A 15,936-nucleotide genomic window follows, 5' to 3' on the forward strand; every position below is an offset into this window, starting at 1 on the left:
ACACTGCTTACATTGATACTTTTGTTTAGCCTGCTTATTCATACCAAACTTGTATAGTTTATCAGAATTACAGCGTGGGCATTTTATATTAGTTTTGCTCATTGTTCTTCTCTCCTTTTCGAAGGGGGTATTATTTAGTCTTGCAAACCTATTGTATTTCCTTGGGTTGAGAAGAGCAATGTTCATATAACTTAACAGATCGAAAATTAGATGAAGGAGGTTTTATGAAAAATGAAAAAAGTTGAGAAAATGCTAACTAGTATATTGTTAGGCTTATCTATATTATCAACTGGATGTTCTAATAATAATTTGGTGAAGGATGTAGAAAATACTAATTTAAGTAAAGAGGCACAAGATATTGGTTCAGCACAAGATGTTGGTTCAGCACAAGATGTTGATTCAGCACAAGATGTTGGTTCAGCACAAGATGTTGGTTCAGCACAAGATGTTGATTCAGCACAAGATACTGCATCAGCACAAGATATAGAATCTCAAAAACAAATGTATCTAAATAAATTAAATGAATTAGATGAAAATTTAGAAGAAACTCGTGATGAAAGATATGCTGGACCTACAACGCTAGATTTGATTAAAGCAGCTAGTGATGAATATAAACAATGGGATGATATTTTAAATGAAATTTATTTTGTATTAGAACAACAACTTCCACAAGAAGATATGGATAAATTAAGAGAAGAAGAAATCGAGTGGATTAATATTAAGGAGTTAAAAGGCGAAGAAGCGGCAGATAAATATAAAGGAGGGACGATAGCTCCTTATATGTCTATAAGTAGTAAAATAGAGAGTACAAAAGAAAGATGTTATGAACTAGTTAATCAATATATGAAATAATCATATACTTTTTCATATTATAGGTTGTTGAATAAACAAAATTTGTAAAAATAAATAAAGTCACTCTTTTGTGATATAATAATTTCGCTAAAAACCCAAATACATCACAAAAGGAATGACTAGAACATGATTATACCATTAAATATTAAAAGCGAAAATACTTATTATAAAATTTTTGAAGCTGTTAAAATTGCATTTACTAAATTAAGCCCAAATAATCAAAATACTAAAGGAAGACCTCGTAAATATTCAGATCAACAAATAGTTTGCTATATGTTATACGGCGTTAAAAATAGTATTTTTAGCCTAAGAGAACTTGAATATCGAATAAAACAAGACCATATATTTAGAGCTATAATTCAAATTGATGATGTTCCAGATTACTCTACTTTATCACTAAGGGCAAAACACTTAGAAAAGCATATATATTATGGTATTTATGCTATGTTTATTGAATTTATTGATCCTGAAATTAGATTATGTGCAATAGATGGAACTGCATTAAGAAGTTCTAAATACGATAGCGAAGCTAAATCGGGTAAAAGTACTCGACTTGGTTATTTTAAAGGTTATAAGTTGCATTGTATTGCAGCAGTTACCGATATTATAATTCCTTTAGTCTTTGATTTAACAACAGCAAATGTTTATGATAATCAACTTTCACACTTACTTTATGAGGTTAAAACTTATAATCCATTTTTAATAATTGCTGATGCTGCATATGATTCTACAGAGTGGTTTAATATCGTTTCTGATTTAGAGTTAAATCTATTGACTGATATTAATATGCGTAAGGCTAAAAGTATTGAGTCATTTACAGGCAAAAGATATGAAAATGCTGTATTTATGAAATCTCCTATTGGATTAAAATTATATAAAAACAGATTAAAAATAGAGCAATTATTTTCTGTATTAAAAGGATTATATAATTTAGAAAATCCAAGATTATATGGACAATCCCGATACGAACGTCATATAAAATGGGTATTATTATCATATTTAATAGATGAATTTAATAAAAAGCAGCAAGGAATAAAAAGTAGAAAATATCCTTGGAATCTATGAGTTCAAAGAATATTTTCTTAAATAACTATCTGTAAAAATTAGTTATTCAACAACCTAATTAAATATATTAACTACGTAAGTTCCAAGTAAATCGCCATCGGAATTTAAATTTACATATACTACTTCTTCTTTATTACTAGCTATTGAAGCTGCTTGTACAACAGTTGGTAATATATTTGAAATTACAAATAGAGATGTCACAACACCAGCTGCAGTTCTTTTTACTACTTTATTATTATCCATTTATATCAATCCTTCCTTTATATCTAATCCTTCAGCTTTTTTAATCTTATTCTTTTTAACAACTACACCATCAAAAATATATAACAAGCCTGGTATAACAAATATTACAATTACTAATGAACATATTGTTCCTTTTCCAAGAAGTCTTCCAAGCTGTGCTAGTAATTGATGGGTTGTCATATATCCAAGTAAAAGTCCTACAGCTGTCAATACTGTACCTGAAGTAAGTATTGAAACCATTGATACTGATACTGTCTTTACTACAGACTCTTTTTTATTAAAATCTTTTCTAAATTCTAGATATCTTTCAGTCATTAATAAAGTATCTTAATCTAAATATTCCATAGGAACTTCTGCACCTGCTTTATCTACATAAGATATTATAGAGCTTACCTCTTCAACTTTCTTAAGTCTTTCTGATAATTTTTCCTCAGTCTCAAAATCACCTCTAGGTACCATTAATACAAAGTTATTTGACTTACCAAAAGTATCTTCTATCAACTTTGTATCTCGTCCTAATTTAGTATCTTCTCCAAATATCTTAGAAGCTCCATAATAATAGTCATTATTTATAGATGCTAAATAAGAAGGTACAATTACAATTGCAAATAAAATAGAAAATGGTATCATAATCTTTCTTACTACCTTAGCAAATCCATTGAAACTAGGCATAAAGTTTCTATGCTCCCCTTTATCAATTAGCTTACTGCAATATAAAATTAATCCTGGAGTAAAAATAAACACTGTTATTAAGCTTAAAGCTATTCCCTTAGCTAATGCAAATCCAAGGTCTGGTCCTAATTTAAATTGCATTACTGTAAGAGCTAAGAATCCAATTACAGTAGTTAATCCACTAGATAAAATTGAACCTGTAGATTTGCATAACGCTTGTACCATAGCCTCTTTATTATCTAATACTTCTTTTCGTATCTCTTTATATCGATGTAATAAAAATACAGAATAATCTAGTGATACCGCTAACTGCAATATGTTTCCTGCTGCATTAGTTACAAAAGATATTTCTCCAAAAATCAAGTTTGTACCAGAATTTATCATAATTGCTACACCTATTGATAATAGTAATATGATAGGTTCAAACCATGATGTTGTAGTAACTAATAGAACTAATAAGGTAAACGGTACTGCTATCATCACTATTCTACCAATTTCCTTTGTAGTAGATTCTGTTGCAACGACTGTATCTACTACTGTTCCTGAAAATGCATTATCATCACCAATCAAATCCCTTATCTCATTTACAGCCTCTATTCTTTTACTTTCATCTACAGTTACAGTAAATAAGGCATTCCCATCAATGTAATAATCGCTAATTATATCTTTATCTATAGTATCTAATGGCTCTTTTATATTAGCTACATCATCTAACCACATAACTTCATCAACACCATCAATAGCTTCAAGTTTATCTTTAATATCAATAGCTTCAGGTATAGTAACATTAGATACCATTATCCTTCCATTAGGTATTCCACCCTTGAACTCATTCTCCATTACATTTAGAGATACTGTTGATGATGTATCATCTGGAAGGTAATCGTTCATGTCATAATTAACAGAAACCAATGGCTTACATAAAGCTGAAAATATCGTTACTATAAAAAAAACTATTAAAATTAATCTTTTATGCTTTACAACTCCTCTAAAAAACTTTTCCTTCATTTATTGCTCCATCCCCTTTTTAAATAGCCTAATTATTAGACACTGTGTTGATTTATTAGTCCATTTAGATTATAATAGACTAAAATTTCCATATCAATAATCAATATTTTTGAAAATGTTAAAAACTAGACTCCCTTTTGTAACTCTGAATATTATTAGACAGATTTTAAAAATGTGTCTATTTTTAATAACCATTTTTCATACATGATATTGAAATAAATCTTAGTAGGATATCTATGGAGCAGAAATCTACTGATAGGCGTATCAGAAAGACTAAAAATGCCTTAAAAGATGGACTTATTGAACTTATGTTGGAAAAAAGTATAAATGATATTACAGTTAGAGAACTTACAGAAAAAGTTGATTTAAATAGAGGAACATTCTACTTGCATTACAAAGATATTTTTAATTTGCTAGAAAAAATTGAAGAAGAATTATTTGAGGAATTTAATAAAATTATGGATGCTCATTCTCCAGATAAACTTGATGGCCGTCCTCTGCCTCTTTTAGAAGATATTTTTATGTTTTTAAAAGATAATGCTTCCATGACAACAGTATTATTAGGTCGTAATGGAGATATTGCTTTTGTTAATAAAATAAAAGATATTATACGAAAAAACTGTTTTACTTCATGGAGTGCCTTTTTTAACTCTGAAAACATGAATAACTTTGATTATTTTTATACTTATATTCTTTCAGGATGTTTAGGATTATTTGAGGCCTGGTTAAATAATGGACTAAAGGAATCACCACATGAAATAGCATTATTAACAGAATCTTTTATACTTCATGGATTTCAAACTTTAAAATAGAATCTTTATCTTATCTTTCTGATAAATAAAGTTACAAATAATTAAAAAATCTAGCACTTTAGTTGTTAAACTTTTGTGCTAGATTTTATTTCTAACTAAATTTCATTTTAGTAAGCTGTATAACCACCATCACTCATAATGATAGAGCCAGTTATATGAGCTGCTTCTTCACTTGCTATATAAAGAATAGTTGCTGCTTGCTCTTCAGGAGTTGCTGAACGTTTTTGTAATGTTTCAGTTTTTCCACCTATCATAGTTTCTGATTTTGCTTCCTCTAAAGATTTTCCTTGAGCCATAGCTGTTCCAAGCTTAACTTTAATCTCTTGAGCACTTCTATCATTTAATGGTGTTGCTGTAACTGCTGGAGAAACTGAATTACAACGTATGTTAAATTTAGCCAAATCATTAGCTACAGCTTTAGTTAATCCATTAAGCGCATGCTTAGATGTAACATAAGCACTTGCTCTATAAAAACCTGTAGTTCCTGCTACTGATGATACATTTACTATAGAACCACCTTGTTTATGGTTCAACATATTTTTAACTTCTTCTCTACAACAATAAAATGCTGAATTTAAATTTGTATTTATAACTCTTGACCATTCTTCTGTAGATAGCTCATCAATTCTTTCTCCATGTCCTACAACTCCAGCATTATTGATAGCAACATGTAATTCTCCTACTTCATTGTTTATTATATTAAATAAGCTTGTAACTTCATCTTCTCTACTAACATCAGCTTTTATAAATCTTGCTTTACCACCATTTTGAACTATTTCAGAAAGTACAGACTGCCCTCTTTCCTCGTTACGTCCTACTATAATTACAAAGGCCCCTTCTTTTGCAGCCCTAACACAGACTGCTTTACCTATACCAGATGTTCCCCCAGTTACTAGCATATTTTTCCCTTCAAATCTACCTTCAAAATAATCTCTCATTCCAACTCTCCTTTTTGCATTATTTTCCTAATAATTATAGCACAATTCCCAATCTTATTTGTTAAAATTTAGCAAACATTTTTTGATAATTTTCATTAGTTTTTTATTATTCCCTTAATTTATCTATAAAATACATAGTAATTTATTATATTTTAATAAAAGTATTTACAAAGTTTGTCGAATATTGTATTCTGTAACCGTAATCAGAAAAATTTTAAAAATACTTATAAATACACAGAAAGGATGATTATCGTGGCTAATATCGGAATATTTGACGTTTTAGGGCCAATTATGATAGGTCCATCATCATCACACACAGCTGGTGCAGCAAGACTTGGTAAAATAGCTAGAACAATTGTAAATAAACCTATCAAGGATGTTACTTTTTTACTGCATGGATCTTTTAAAGAAACTTATAAAGGACATGGAACAGACCGTGCACTTGTTGCAGGAATATTAGGAATGATGCCTGATGATTCTAGGCTTAAAGACTCACTTTTAATTGCTGAATCAGAGGGTCTAACAATTAAATTTCTTCCAGCAGATTTAGGACAAGTTCATCCTAATACAGTAAAATTTCTTATCACTGATTTAGATGATATTCAATGGGAAGTGCTAGGCTCTTCTATCGGTGGTGGACTAGTTGAAATTTATGAGATAAATGGAAATAAGGTAAAAATAACTGGAGAATATCCTACTATTATTACTAGCCACGATGACATTCCTGGTACTATTTCTAAGATTTCTACTATTTTCTATGAAAATGAAATTAATATCGCTAATATGGCTCTTGTAAGAAGTCAAAAAGGACAAGATGCTACAATGACTGTTGAAATAGACCACACTGCTTCTGATGCAGTAATTGAACAAATAAAATCAATAGACGGAGTAAACCGTGTTATTGTTATAAACTCTTTAGGTTAGGGGGATTTTAACTATGATGATTGCAAATTCTGGTAAAGAATTAATTGAAATATGTGAAAAAGAACAAATATCTTTAAGTGAATATGCTATACGTAAAGAAATGGAATGCAAAGGCGTTTCTCGTGAATACTTATTTGAACAAATGAAACTTACTCTTGATGCAATGAAAGAAAGTGCTACTGTTGGTAGAGAGAAACAAGTATATTCTCTTAGTGGTCTTATCGGTGGAGATGCTTATCGTCTACAACAATACAGCAACTCTGGTAAATCATTAATGGGAAGTGGTATCGTTACTGCAATGGCAATGGCTATGTCATCTTCAGAAGTAAATGGTGCTATGGGTAAGATAGTTGCATGTCCAACTGCTGGTTCATGTGGTATCCTTCCTGCTGTAATCTTAAGTGCTGGAGAATTATTAAATAAAACTGATGAAGAACTTATTCAAGGTTTATTTGCATCTTCAGCTATCGGTATGATTATAGGAATGAATGCTACTTTCTCTGGTGCAGAAGGTGGATGTCAAGCTGAATGTGGTTCTGCAGCTGCAATGGCAGCAGGTGCTGTAGTTGAACTTATGGGTGGTACTCCTAAGATGAGTTTAGATGCTGCAGCTATAATTTTCAAAAACGTATTAGGTCTAGTATGTGACCCTGTTGCTGGTCTTGTTGAAATACCTTGTGCAAAAAGAAATGTATCAGGTGCAATAAGTGCTCTTTGTACAGCAGATATGGTAATGGCAGGAGTAGATTCAAAGATTCCTTTTGATGATGCAGTTTCAGCAATGTACAAAGTTGGTACAAGCATGCCTGCGGAATTAAGAGAAACAGCTTTAGGTGGAGTTGCTATTACTGAAACTGGTCTAGCACTTAAAGAAAAAGTATTCGGGAAATCTTCTAAATAATAATAAACGAATAATTACTTAACTACTTAACAGCAAAAATTTAACTTATGATAAATTTTAAAAAAACAAATGATTAATAGGGGATGAAAAAATGGATATCATATTTGGAACTGTTCTTTTACTTGTAGTACTTGGACTATTTACTTTATTTAGCTACAAGGCACCAAATGGAATGAAGGCTATGGGAGCTCTTGCAAATGCAGCTTGTGCTAGTTTCTTAGTTGAAGCCTTTCACTTTGCATTCTTTGGTGAAGTATTAAAAATTGAATTTTTACAAGGTGTAGGTAATGCAAACGGAAGCCTTGGTGGTGTTGCAGCAGGTATACTTGTACCGCTAGCTCTTGGAGTTTCTCCAGTTTATGCAGTATTAACTGGTCTTGCTGTTTCAGGCTTTGGTATATTACCAGGATTTATAGCAGGATACCTAATATCTTACGTTGTTAAATTCTTAGAAAAGAAAGTGCCAGCTGGTTTAGATCTTATTGCTATAATAATTATCGCTGCCCCACTTTCTAGATTAATTGCTACTGGCGTAAACCCAATAGTTAATGGAACATTATTAAAAATAGGTGATGTATTACTTTCATCTGCAAATTCAAGCCCTGTAATTATGGGAATTATCCTTGGTGGAATATTAACGGTAGTTGCTACAGCTCCACTTAGCTCAATGGCTCTTACTGCTATGCTTGGATTAACTGGTGTTCCAATGGCTATAGGTGCTTTAGCAGTATTTGGTTCTTCTTTCATGAACTATGTATTCTTCCACAAAATGAAGTTTGGTTCTAAGAAAGATACTATAGCAGTTGCTATAGAACCTCTTACTCAAGCAGATATAATTAGTGCAAACCCTATTCCAGTTTACGTAACAAACTTTATAGGAGGAGCAGCAAGTGGTATAATAGTTGCTTTAATGGGATTAGTAAACAATACTCCAGGTACAGCTACTCCGATTGCAGGATTTGCAGTTATGTTTGCTTACAACCCAGCTATAAAAGTTTTAATAGCAGCAGCTGGATGTATTATAGTAAGTGTAATAAGTGGATATATCGGATACTTAATATTTAAAAATAAGAAAATCCTTACTGCTGATGAAATAAGAAATCCTAAAGCAGCATAATCAAACGTCAAATATACTTATACATAATTTATAAGACTATCCTAAGATAATAATACTATTTATCTTAGGATAGTATTTATTATATTTTTTATTAAATAATATTTTTTTATTAGCTAATACTTTTAATAAAGAAATTAAATATTTTATAATAAAGGAGAAAATTATTATGAATAGAAATGAAGTAATGAATGTATTAAATTTTAGACACGCTTGTAAGGAATTTGATTCTTCTAAAAAAATTAATGATGAAGACTTTAATGTAATATTAGAAGGAGGAAGACTTGCAGCTAGTTCTATGGGAATAGAACCTTGGAAGTTTATAGCTATACAAAATGAAGTCCTTAGGAAAGAACTAGCCCCTGTATGCTTTGGTGGAACTACTCAAATAAATACATGTAGTCATTTTGTAATATTATTAACTAGAACTGCCAATGAAATAAAATCAAACTCTGAATATATAGACCATTTATTAAGAGATGTAAAAAAGCTCCCTGAAGAATCAGTATCTATGATGAAAGGATTTATGAAGAAATTTGAAGACACAATTCTTACTACTGATTCTGCATTACAAAGATATGCCTCTGAGCAAACTTATATAGCTTTATCCAGTATGATGATGACAGCTGCATTACTTAATATAGATTCATGTGCTATAGGAGGTATAGATAAGAATGCTGTTGAAAAAATCCTAATGGATAAAGGTCTATTAGATACTTCTAAATTCGAAATAACACTAGGTTGTGCCTTTGGATATAGAGTTAGTGATGCAACTCCTAAAACAAGACAGCCTATGGATGAAGTTGTCGTTTTAATTAAATAAAGATATTAAGTGAGACTTCTCTAAATATAAATAACAAAAGGTGCTGCTCACATAACCTGAGCAACACCCTTTATATTTATAACATTATCTCATTCCTAATCTCTTTAACTCATCTGAATCTGCATTAATAATTCTTTTCTTTAAATTATTTTCTACCTTTACCTTCTCAGTAACTAACTCTATTTTCTTTGTATCCTCTGTTTTAATAACAAAGTAAGTAATAAGTACAGTTAATCCTAAACCTAATAGCATCATAATAAAACCTCCTGGTTCATTCCTTTATATATACATTATAACCTAAAACTGTGTCAAAATGATGTCTATACTATAATATTTTTATTTATATAAACTTCTAAAGAATGGTGTATAAATATATTTCTATCAAACTACTTTATGTTTAAATTATTTACGGAACATTTGAAGGATATTTTATGAAATACGAAGTTATATTATTTGATTCAGATGAAACATTAAATGAAAGACTTATGCAATTCATTTATGCATAAGTCTTTTTAGTATTTTAATCTATATATTTACTTAAAAAAAAACTCTTAACAACTTATCCTAAAATGTCTTATAGATAGTTTACTTATCTAAAACATAACCATAAGCTCTTACCTTACCATCTTCTTTTTCAAGGTAAACACCTTGAATTTCTGGAGCAAAGCCTGGGAAAGAATTAATTCCCTCTTCTAAAATTAAGAAATATCTTTGGGCTACTGTATTCCATCTTTCACCTGGAACTACACAGAATACTCCTGGTGGATAAGGAAGCGCTCCTTCTAATGCAATCTCTCCAACTATATCAGTTAATGGTATAAGCTTAGCATTATTTCTCTTAAGCTCAACATTAGCTTCTCTTGGATCCATCACATACTCTGGAAGTGAATCTCTTCTAAATAATAGCTTTTGATAAGTTTTAGCATCATTCTTTTTATAGAAATCATGCATCTCTTGGCATAGTCTTCTTATTGTGTAACCTTTATAACGCTCTTCATATTTAGAGTAAAGCACAGGTAAAACTTCACTTAATGGAGCATTTTCTTTTATAAATGTCTCAAATCTTACAAGATGATTTACAAGACCTTTCATCTTTGCAGGAGTTTCTGCTGGAGTTAATAAGAAAAGAATAGAATTTAAATCACACTTTTCTGGTATAACTCTATTATCTCTTAAATAATTTGCAAGTATTGTTGCTGGTATACCAAAATCTTCGTATTCACCAGTCTCTACGTTTATTCCTGGAGTTGTAAGCATAAATTTATTAGGGTCTACAAAGTATTGGTTTTCTCCATATCCTTCAAATGAATGCCATCTTTCTCCTGGATGGAATTTGAAGAATTCAATATTTGTCGATATTTCTTCTGTATCATAATCTTGCCATGGCTTTCCATTAACTACTGGTGGAATAAATGGTTTTAATAAAGTACATCTTTCTAAAACGTCTTTTCTAGCATCAACACCAATCTTTATACAATCTGCCCAAAGCTTTCTTCCTGCTTCTCCATCTTGCATTCTAGCATTAACATCTAATGCCGCAAATAATGGATAGAATGGACTTGTTGAAGCATATAACATATAAGCATTATTGAAACGCTTATGATCTATATAACGCTTTTGTCCTCTAAGATGACTATCTTTCTTATGGATTTGAGAAGTTTGAGAAAATCCTGCTTGTTGCTTGTGTATAGATTGTGTAACAAATATACCTGGATCTTCTGGTGTTAAATTTAATAATAATGGAGAACAATCTCTCATCATTGGTATAAACTGCTCATATCCAACCCATGCTGAGTCAAAAAGAATATAATCACAAAGGTGTCCTATCTTATCAACTACCTGTCTTGCATTATATATAGTTCCATCGTAAGTTCCAAGCTGAATAACAGCTAATCTAAATGGTCTCTTACTTTTAGCTTTTTCTGCATCAACCTTAGCTGCCTCATTTCTTAAATACTCTTCATTAAAGCAATGTGCATCTATTCCTCCTATAAATCCAAATGGATTACGAGAGGTTTCTAAATATACAGGTTTTCCTCCAGCTGTTACTAACGCTGAATTATATATAGATTTATGGTTATTTCTATCAAATAAAACTAAATCTCCAGGGGCAACTGTTGCATTTATAACTACAGCATTTGACGTACTTGTTCCATTCATTACAAAGTATGTCTTATCTGCATTATATACCTTTGCTGCATATGCTTGAGCTGACATTGCAGGACCTTCATGTATTAATAAGTCCCCTAAATCAACGTCTGCATTACATATATCTGATTTAAATATATTTTCTCCAAAAAATTCATACATAGCTCTTCCAGCTGGATGCTTAAGGAAGTACTTTCCACCTTGATGTCCTGGACATGCAAATGCTAAATTTCCTCTTTTTGAATATTTACTTAAGACATCAAAAAATGGAGGTAACATTTGCTCTTCATATCTATCAGCTGCTTCATTTACTTCTTTACTGAACTCTTCTGTATTTAAATCTTCAGCTTTTACTATTTTAGCAACTTTATTTTTAATAGATTCATCAATATTATCAGTCTCAGCTATAACAAATATATCTATTCCGAATTTTGTGTCATATATGCTATTAATAATTTCTATATCACATTCATTAACTACAGCAGCTGCTACATCTGTATAATCAGTTGACATTGCTGATATAATTTCTCTGTCTGTATAGAAATAATATTCTGTTTTATTAGTGCAAGCAATCTTTAAGGATTTCATGCTTATTCCCCCTTGCTTTTTAGTATATAGTTATAATTTGCTTAATTTCAAAAATATATTATAGATATACTTTAATAATTAACATCATAATTATATAGGTAGTGCATTTGAAAGTAAATGCTGTAATATTAATAATATTCCTAATATCAAAAAAAGCACCTATCTGGTGCTTAATTCTTAACATAATATATAAAAATATTTTTGTAATCCTATTTACTATATAACAAATACAAGGTGCTATTTTAGCCGATTCTTCCACTCTTCATAAATTGTGCAAGTTCCTTTGCATAATATGTTAGTAATATATCTGCTCCTGCTCTATATATACTTGTAGCAGTCTCACAAACAATATTATCTTCATCTATAAACCCCATTTTTGCTGCTGCTTTTATCATGGCATATTCACCACTTACACTATATGCAGCTACAGGAACATTAACTTCATTAGCAACATCACGAATTATATCTAAATATGATAATGCAGGCTTAACCATAATAATATCTGCGCCTTCACTAATGTCTAATAAAGCTTCTCTCATTGCCTCTTTTTTATTATGATAATCCATCTGATAAGTTTTTCTATCTCCAAAAGATGGTGCTGAGCCAGCAGCTTCTCTAAATGGTCCATAGAAAGATGATGAATATTTAACTGCATAAGACATAATTGGAATATTTTCATAACCATTTTCATCTAATATACTTCTTATTGCAGCAACTCTTCCATCCATCATGTCTGATGGTGCAACCATATCAGCTCCAGCTTGTACATGCGATAAAGCTGTTTTTGCTAATAAAGGAAGAGTACTATCATTATCTACCTCTTGTCCCTTTAACATACCACAATGACCATGTGAAGTATATTCACAAAGACATACATCTGTTATGTAATAAAGCTCTGGACATTCCTTCTTCGCAACTCTTAATGCTCTTTGTATTATTCCATCTTCACTCCAAGCTCCAGTACCTAATGGGTCTTTTTTATCAGGAATTCCAAATAACATAACATTTTGTACACCACTATCTACTATTTCTTTTAAAACTTGTGGCAACATATCTATACTATATCTAAATTGATTTTCCATTGAAGATATTTCTTCCTTAATGCCAGTTCCTTCTTTTATAAAAATAGGATAAACTAATGATTTTATATTCATCTTAGTTTCTCTAACCATAGAACGTACAAAAGGATTACTTCTAAGTCTTCTCGGTCTATTTATTAAGTCCATTAATCAATACCTCTCTTACTACATTCAATAACACATTCTACTAAACTTTCAATTGTAGCTTCCTTTGAAACTGACACCTTCATACCATAACTGCTAGCTTCTTCTGCTGTCTTCTTTCCGATACAAATTGAGTTTATAGAATTATAATCTAAATCATCTATAGAGTTTACAAAGCCTTTTACTGAAGATGCACTAGTAAATATAACATAATCTTCATCATTAACTTTAATATCTTTATTTTTCTCATATACAATATCATATAAAGGAACAACATCTATTTGTTTTTCATATGACTTTAAATTTTTATAAAGCTCAGTATCTACTTCTTTAGGTACACAAACCATAACTTTATCGTCTACAGAAATACGCTCTGATAATCCTTTAGCCATAGCTTCACCATAGTATTCCTCTGGCATATATTCTACAAATATTCCACGACTCTTTACAGCTTTCTTAGTAGCTGGTCCAACAACTGCAAATTTAACATTGATTAAATTTCTAATATCTATTTTTTTATCTCTTAATTCATTAAAAAATATTTCAACTGCTGCTTCTGATGTGAAAGCAACCCAATTATAATCTTTAATATTATTTATAGCTTCATCTAATACTTCATTATTATTAATAGCTACAGTTTCAAAACTTGGTACTTCTACTACCTCTGTCCCCAAGTCATATAACATCTCTTTAAGCTTAGATGATTTACGTCTAGGTCTAGTAATTATTATACGTCTTCCTCCTAAAGGTCTCTTCTCTGCCCATGAAAACTCTTCTGATAATGAACATACCTTTCCAACAATAATTATGCCTGGAGTTCCAACATCATTTTTTCTTGCTTCTTCAGGTAATGTTTCAATAGTTGCCACTACTTTTCTTTGATTATATCTAGTTCCCTTTTCTAATATAGCAGCAGGTGTATTCTTATCCATTCCAGCTTCTATTAAGCCTTTTGAAATATCAGGTAAAGCCCCTACACTCATAAGAAATACTAAAGTTACATCTCCTAATGCTACTAAGCTTTTATAATCAATAGGGTCATTACAACCCTTCTTTTTATGACCTGTTATAATATGTAGAGATGAAGTAAAATCTCTATGTGTAACGGGTATCCCTGCATAAGCCGGTACAGATATTGCTGATGTTATACCAGGTACAATTTCAAAAGGAATATTATGTTCACATAATAATTCTAACTCTTCACCACCACGACCAAATAAAAACGGGTCTCCACCCTTTAGTCTTACAACTCTTTTTCCTTTTTGAGCTTCTTCTAATAAAATTTCATTTATTCTTTCTTGTACAACCTTATGATTTCCAGCATGTTTACCAACATCAATACATTCCGCATTAGTTGGAATCATCCTCATAATTCCATCGCCAACAAGTTGATCATAAACAACAACATCTGCTTGTTCTAGTACACGCTTCCCCTTTAAAGTAAATAATCCTTCATCAGATGGACCTGCTCCTACAAGCCACACTTTTCCTGTATTCATCCTATTTCACCTCTCAACTTGTCTGCTAATGTCTCACCTAAAGCTTCTGCTTTTAGTACATCTCCTACAATAGTATCAATTATATGCTCTTTTGTTTTCTCATTATAATGAAGTCCTACTAGCTTTATTTCATTTCCTATTACTCTTGCATTAGCAGCAATTGGAGATGAGCATCCTCCATTTAATACTCTTACAAAGCTACGTTCTGCTGTTGCACAATACATTGATATTGGGTCATTTACCCCTTGTAAAAAGCTAACATCTAAATCTTTTCTTGCTTGAATTGATAATATTCCTTGACCTGCAGATGGAATCATTTCTTCTACAGAGAAATATTTGCTTATTCTATTTTCTAAACCAACTCTTTGTAATCCAGCTGCTGCAAGAATAAGAGATGAGTATTCCCCTCTGTCAAGCTTTGCAAGACGAGTAATAATATTTCCTCTTACTGGTGTTATCTTCACATTACCATATAAATTTTCAAGTTGTAATTTTCTACGATTACTAGAAGAACCTATGTTAGATAAATATTTCTCCCTATCTAAAGATTCTAAAGTTTCACCTTCTGGTAATACTAATACATCTCTTGCATCACCACGTGTTGGAAGTGCTACAATCGGTAAATCTTCACTTACTTCCATCGGCATATCCTTTAAACTATGAATTGCAATATCAATTCTTCCATCTATTAATGCCTGGTCTAGTTCTTTTACAAAAAGCCCTTTTCCCCCAATTTTATCTAAGGTCTTATCTAAAATTAAATCTCCTGTAGTTTTTAATGTAACTAGTTCTAATTCTAAGTTTGGGTTATATCTACGAATTTGATTCATAACTAATTCTGTCTGCATAACAGCTAACTTTGAATCTCTACTTCCAACTATAATTTTATTTTTACTCATAAATCTGCTCCCATAGTCTATTTACGATCTGTTAAGTTATATGAACATTGCTCTTCTCAGCCCAAGGAAATACAATAGGTTTGCGATACTAAATAATACCCCCCTTCGAAAAGGAGAGAAGAACAATGAGCAAAACTAATATAAAATGCCCACGCTGTAATTCTGATAAACTATACAAGTTTGGTATGAATAAGCAGGCTAAACAAAAGTATCAATGTAAGCAGTGT

The 15,936-nt window shown here is 31.0% G+C and carries 18 protein-coding genes; 8 read left to right on the top strand and 10 right to left on the bottom strand.

From position 1 onward, the window contains the following. Positions 1–102 (bottom strand): IS1 family transposase (locus H8S10_RS16360; RefSeq protein WP_347707662.1); only part of this gene is annotated, 102 nt, incomplete at its 3' end. A gap of 129 nt (positions 103–231) precedes the next feature. On the opposite strand from H8S10_RS16360, the gene H8S10_RS16365 reads away from it, so the two are divergent. Both H8S10_RS16365 and H8S10_RS16370 read left to right on the top strand, forming a co-directional pair. After that, entirely contained in the window at positions 232–852 is a 621-nt protein-coding gene (locus H8S10_RS16365; RefSeq protein ID WP_186839584.1) for a lysozyme inhibitor LprI family protein, read from the top strand. A 126-nt stretch (positions 853–978) separates the two neighbouring features. Continuing rightward, entirely contained in the window at positions 979–1,917 is a 939-nt protein-coding gene (locus H8S10_RS16370) for a transposase (RefSeq protein ID WP_186839585.1), read from the top strand. A 54-nt stretch (positions 1,918–1,971) separates the two neighbouring features. Here H8S10_RS16370 and H8S10_RS16375 read toward each other — a convergent pair whose 3' ends face one another. The 3 genes from H8S10_RS16375 to H8S10_RS16380 are packed head-to-tail and all read right to left on the bottom strand — an operon-like array spanning position 1,972 to position 3,840. Further along, the gene (locus tag H8S10_RS16375) at positions 1,972–2,160 is read right to left on the bottom strand and encodes a hypothetical protein (protein WP_186839586.1); all 189 of its coding nucleotides are present in this window, start codon (positions 2,158–2,160) and stop codon (positions 1,972–1,974) included. After that, entirely contained in the window at positions 2,161–2,475 is a 315-nt protein-coding gene (locus tag H8S10_RS18200; RefSeq protein WP_243175895.1) for a hypothetical protein, read from the bottom strand. It lies immediately after the preceding gene. Between the two features lie 12 nt (positions 2,476–2,487). After that, the gene (locus H8S10_RS16380) at positions 2,488–3,840 is read right to left on the bottom strand and encodes an MMPL family transporter (protein ID WP_243175896.1); all 1,353 of its coding nucleotides are present in this window, start codon (positions 3,838–3,840) and stop codon (positions 2,488–2,490) included. 236 nt (positions 3,841–4,076) lie between these two features. Between H8S10_RS16380 and H8S10_RS16385 the strand changes: the two genes are divergently transcribed. Next, positions 4,077–4,652 carry a TetR/AcrR family transcriptional regulator gene (locus H8S10_RS16385; protein WP_186839587.1) on the top strand — a complete coding sequence of 192 codons (576 nt, stop codon included), beginning with the start codon at positions 4,077–4,079 and terminating at the stop codon, positions 4,650–4,652. 107 nt (positions 4,653–4,759) lie between these two features. Here H8S10_RS16385 and H8S10_RS16390 read toward each other — a convergent pair whose 3' ends face one another. Beyond that, complete coding sequence (locus H8S10_RS16390) at positions 4,760–5,590, bottom strand: SDR family NAD(P)-dependent oxidoreductase (RefSeq protein WP_186839588.1); 831 nt, start codon at positions 5,588–5,590, stop codon at positions 4,760–4,762. A 252-nt stretch (positions 5,591–5,842) separates the two neighbouring features. Here H8S10_RS16390 and sdaAB point away from each other — a divergent pair, with 252 nt between their 5' ends. From sdaAB to H8S10_RS16410, 4 genes are all read left to right on the top strand, one after another. Then, entirely contained in the window at positions 5,843–6,514 is a 672-nt protein-coding gene (gene sdaAB / locus H8S10_RS16395; RefSeq protein ID WP_186839589.1) for an L-serine ammonia-lyase, iron-sulfur-dependent subunit beta, read from the top strand. 13 nt (positions 6,515–6,527) lie between these two features. Further along, positions 6,528–7,415 carry an L-serine ammonia-lyase, iron-sulfur-dependent, subunit alpha gene (sdaAA, locus tag H8S10_RS16400; protein WP_172675776.1) on the top strand — a complete coding sequence of 296 codons (888 nt, stop codon included), beginning with the start codon at positions 6,528–6,530 and terminating at the stop codon, positions 7,413–7,415. A 91-nt stretch (positions 7,416–7,506) separates the two neighbouring features. Continuing rightward, positions 7,507–8,532: a PTS sugar transporter subunit IIC gene (locus tag H8S10_RS16405; protein ID WP_055267839.1), complete on the top strand. Its 1,026-nt coding sequence runs from the start codon at positions 7,507–7,509 to the stop codon at positions 8,530–8,532. A gap of 166 nt (positions 8,533–8,698) precedes the next feature. Further along, complete coding sequence (locus tag H8S10_RS16410; protein ID WP_186839590.1) at positions 8,699–9,352, top strand: NAD(P)H-dependent oxidoreductase; 654 nt, start codon at positions 8,699–8,701, stop codon at positions 9,350–9,352. Between the two features lie 84 nt (positions 9,353–9,436). Here H8S10_RS16410 and H8S10_RS16415 read toward each other — a convergent pair whose 3' ends face one another. The 5 genes from H8S10_RS16415 to hemC form a co-directional block, all read right to left on the bottom strand. Beyond that, positions 9,437–9,607: a hypothetical protein gene (locus tag H8S10_RS16415; protein ID WP_186839591.1), complete on the bottom strand. Its 171-nt coding sequence runs from the start codon at positions 9,605–9,607 to the stop codon at positions 9,437–9,439. 330 nt (positions 9,608–9,937) lie between these two features. After that, positions 9,938–12,088 carry an ornithine decarboxylase gene (speC, locus tag H8S10_RS16420; protein WP_186839592.1) on the bottom strand — a complete coding sequence of 717 codons (2,151 nt, stop codon included), beginning with the start codon at positions 12,086–12,088 and terminating at the stop codon, positions 9,938–9,940. A gap of 242 nt (positions 12,089–12,330) precedes the next feature. After that, on the bottom strand, positions 12,331–13,314 hold the full coding sequence (gene hemB, locus H8S10_RS16425) for a porphobilinogen synthase (RefSeq protein WP_186839593.1): 984 nt from the start codon (positions 13,312–13,314) through the stop codon (positions 12,331–12,333). After that, positions 13,314–14,810 carry a uroporphyrinogen-III C-methyltransferase gene (gene cobA, locus H8S10_RS16430; RefSeq protein WP_186839594.1) on the bottom strand — a complete coding sequence of 499 codons (1,497 nt, stop codon included), beginning with the start codon at positions 14,808–14,810 and terminating at the stop codon, positions 13,314–13,316. The genes hemB and cobA overlap by 1 nt, the downstream gene beginning before the upstream one ends. Next, complete coding sequence (gene hemC / locus H8S10_RS16435; RefSeq protein ID WP_186839595.1) at positions 14,807–15,709, bottom strand: hydroxymethylbilane synthase; 903 nt, start codon at positions 15,707–15,709, stop codon at positions 14,807–14,809. The genes cobA and hemC overlap by 4 nt, the downstream gene beginning before the upstream one ends. 125 nt (positions 15,710–15,834) lie before the next feature. Between hemC and H8S10_RS16440 the strand changes: the two genes are divergently transcribed. Beyond that, positions 15,835–15,936 (top strand): IS1 family transposase (locus H8S10_RS16440; protein WP_347707662.1); only part of this gene is annotated, 102 nt, incomplete at its 3' end.

The organism is Clostridium sp. NSJ-49, assembly GCF_014287725.1.
GTDB classification, from domain to species: domain Bacteria; phylum Bacillota; class Clostridia; order Clostridiales; family Clostridiaceae; genus Clostridium; species Clostridium disporicum_B.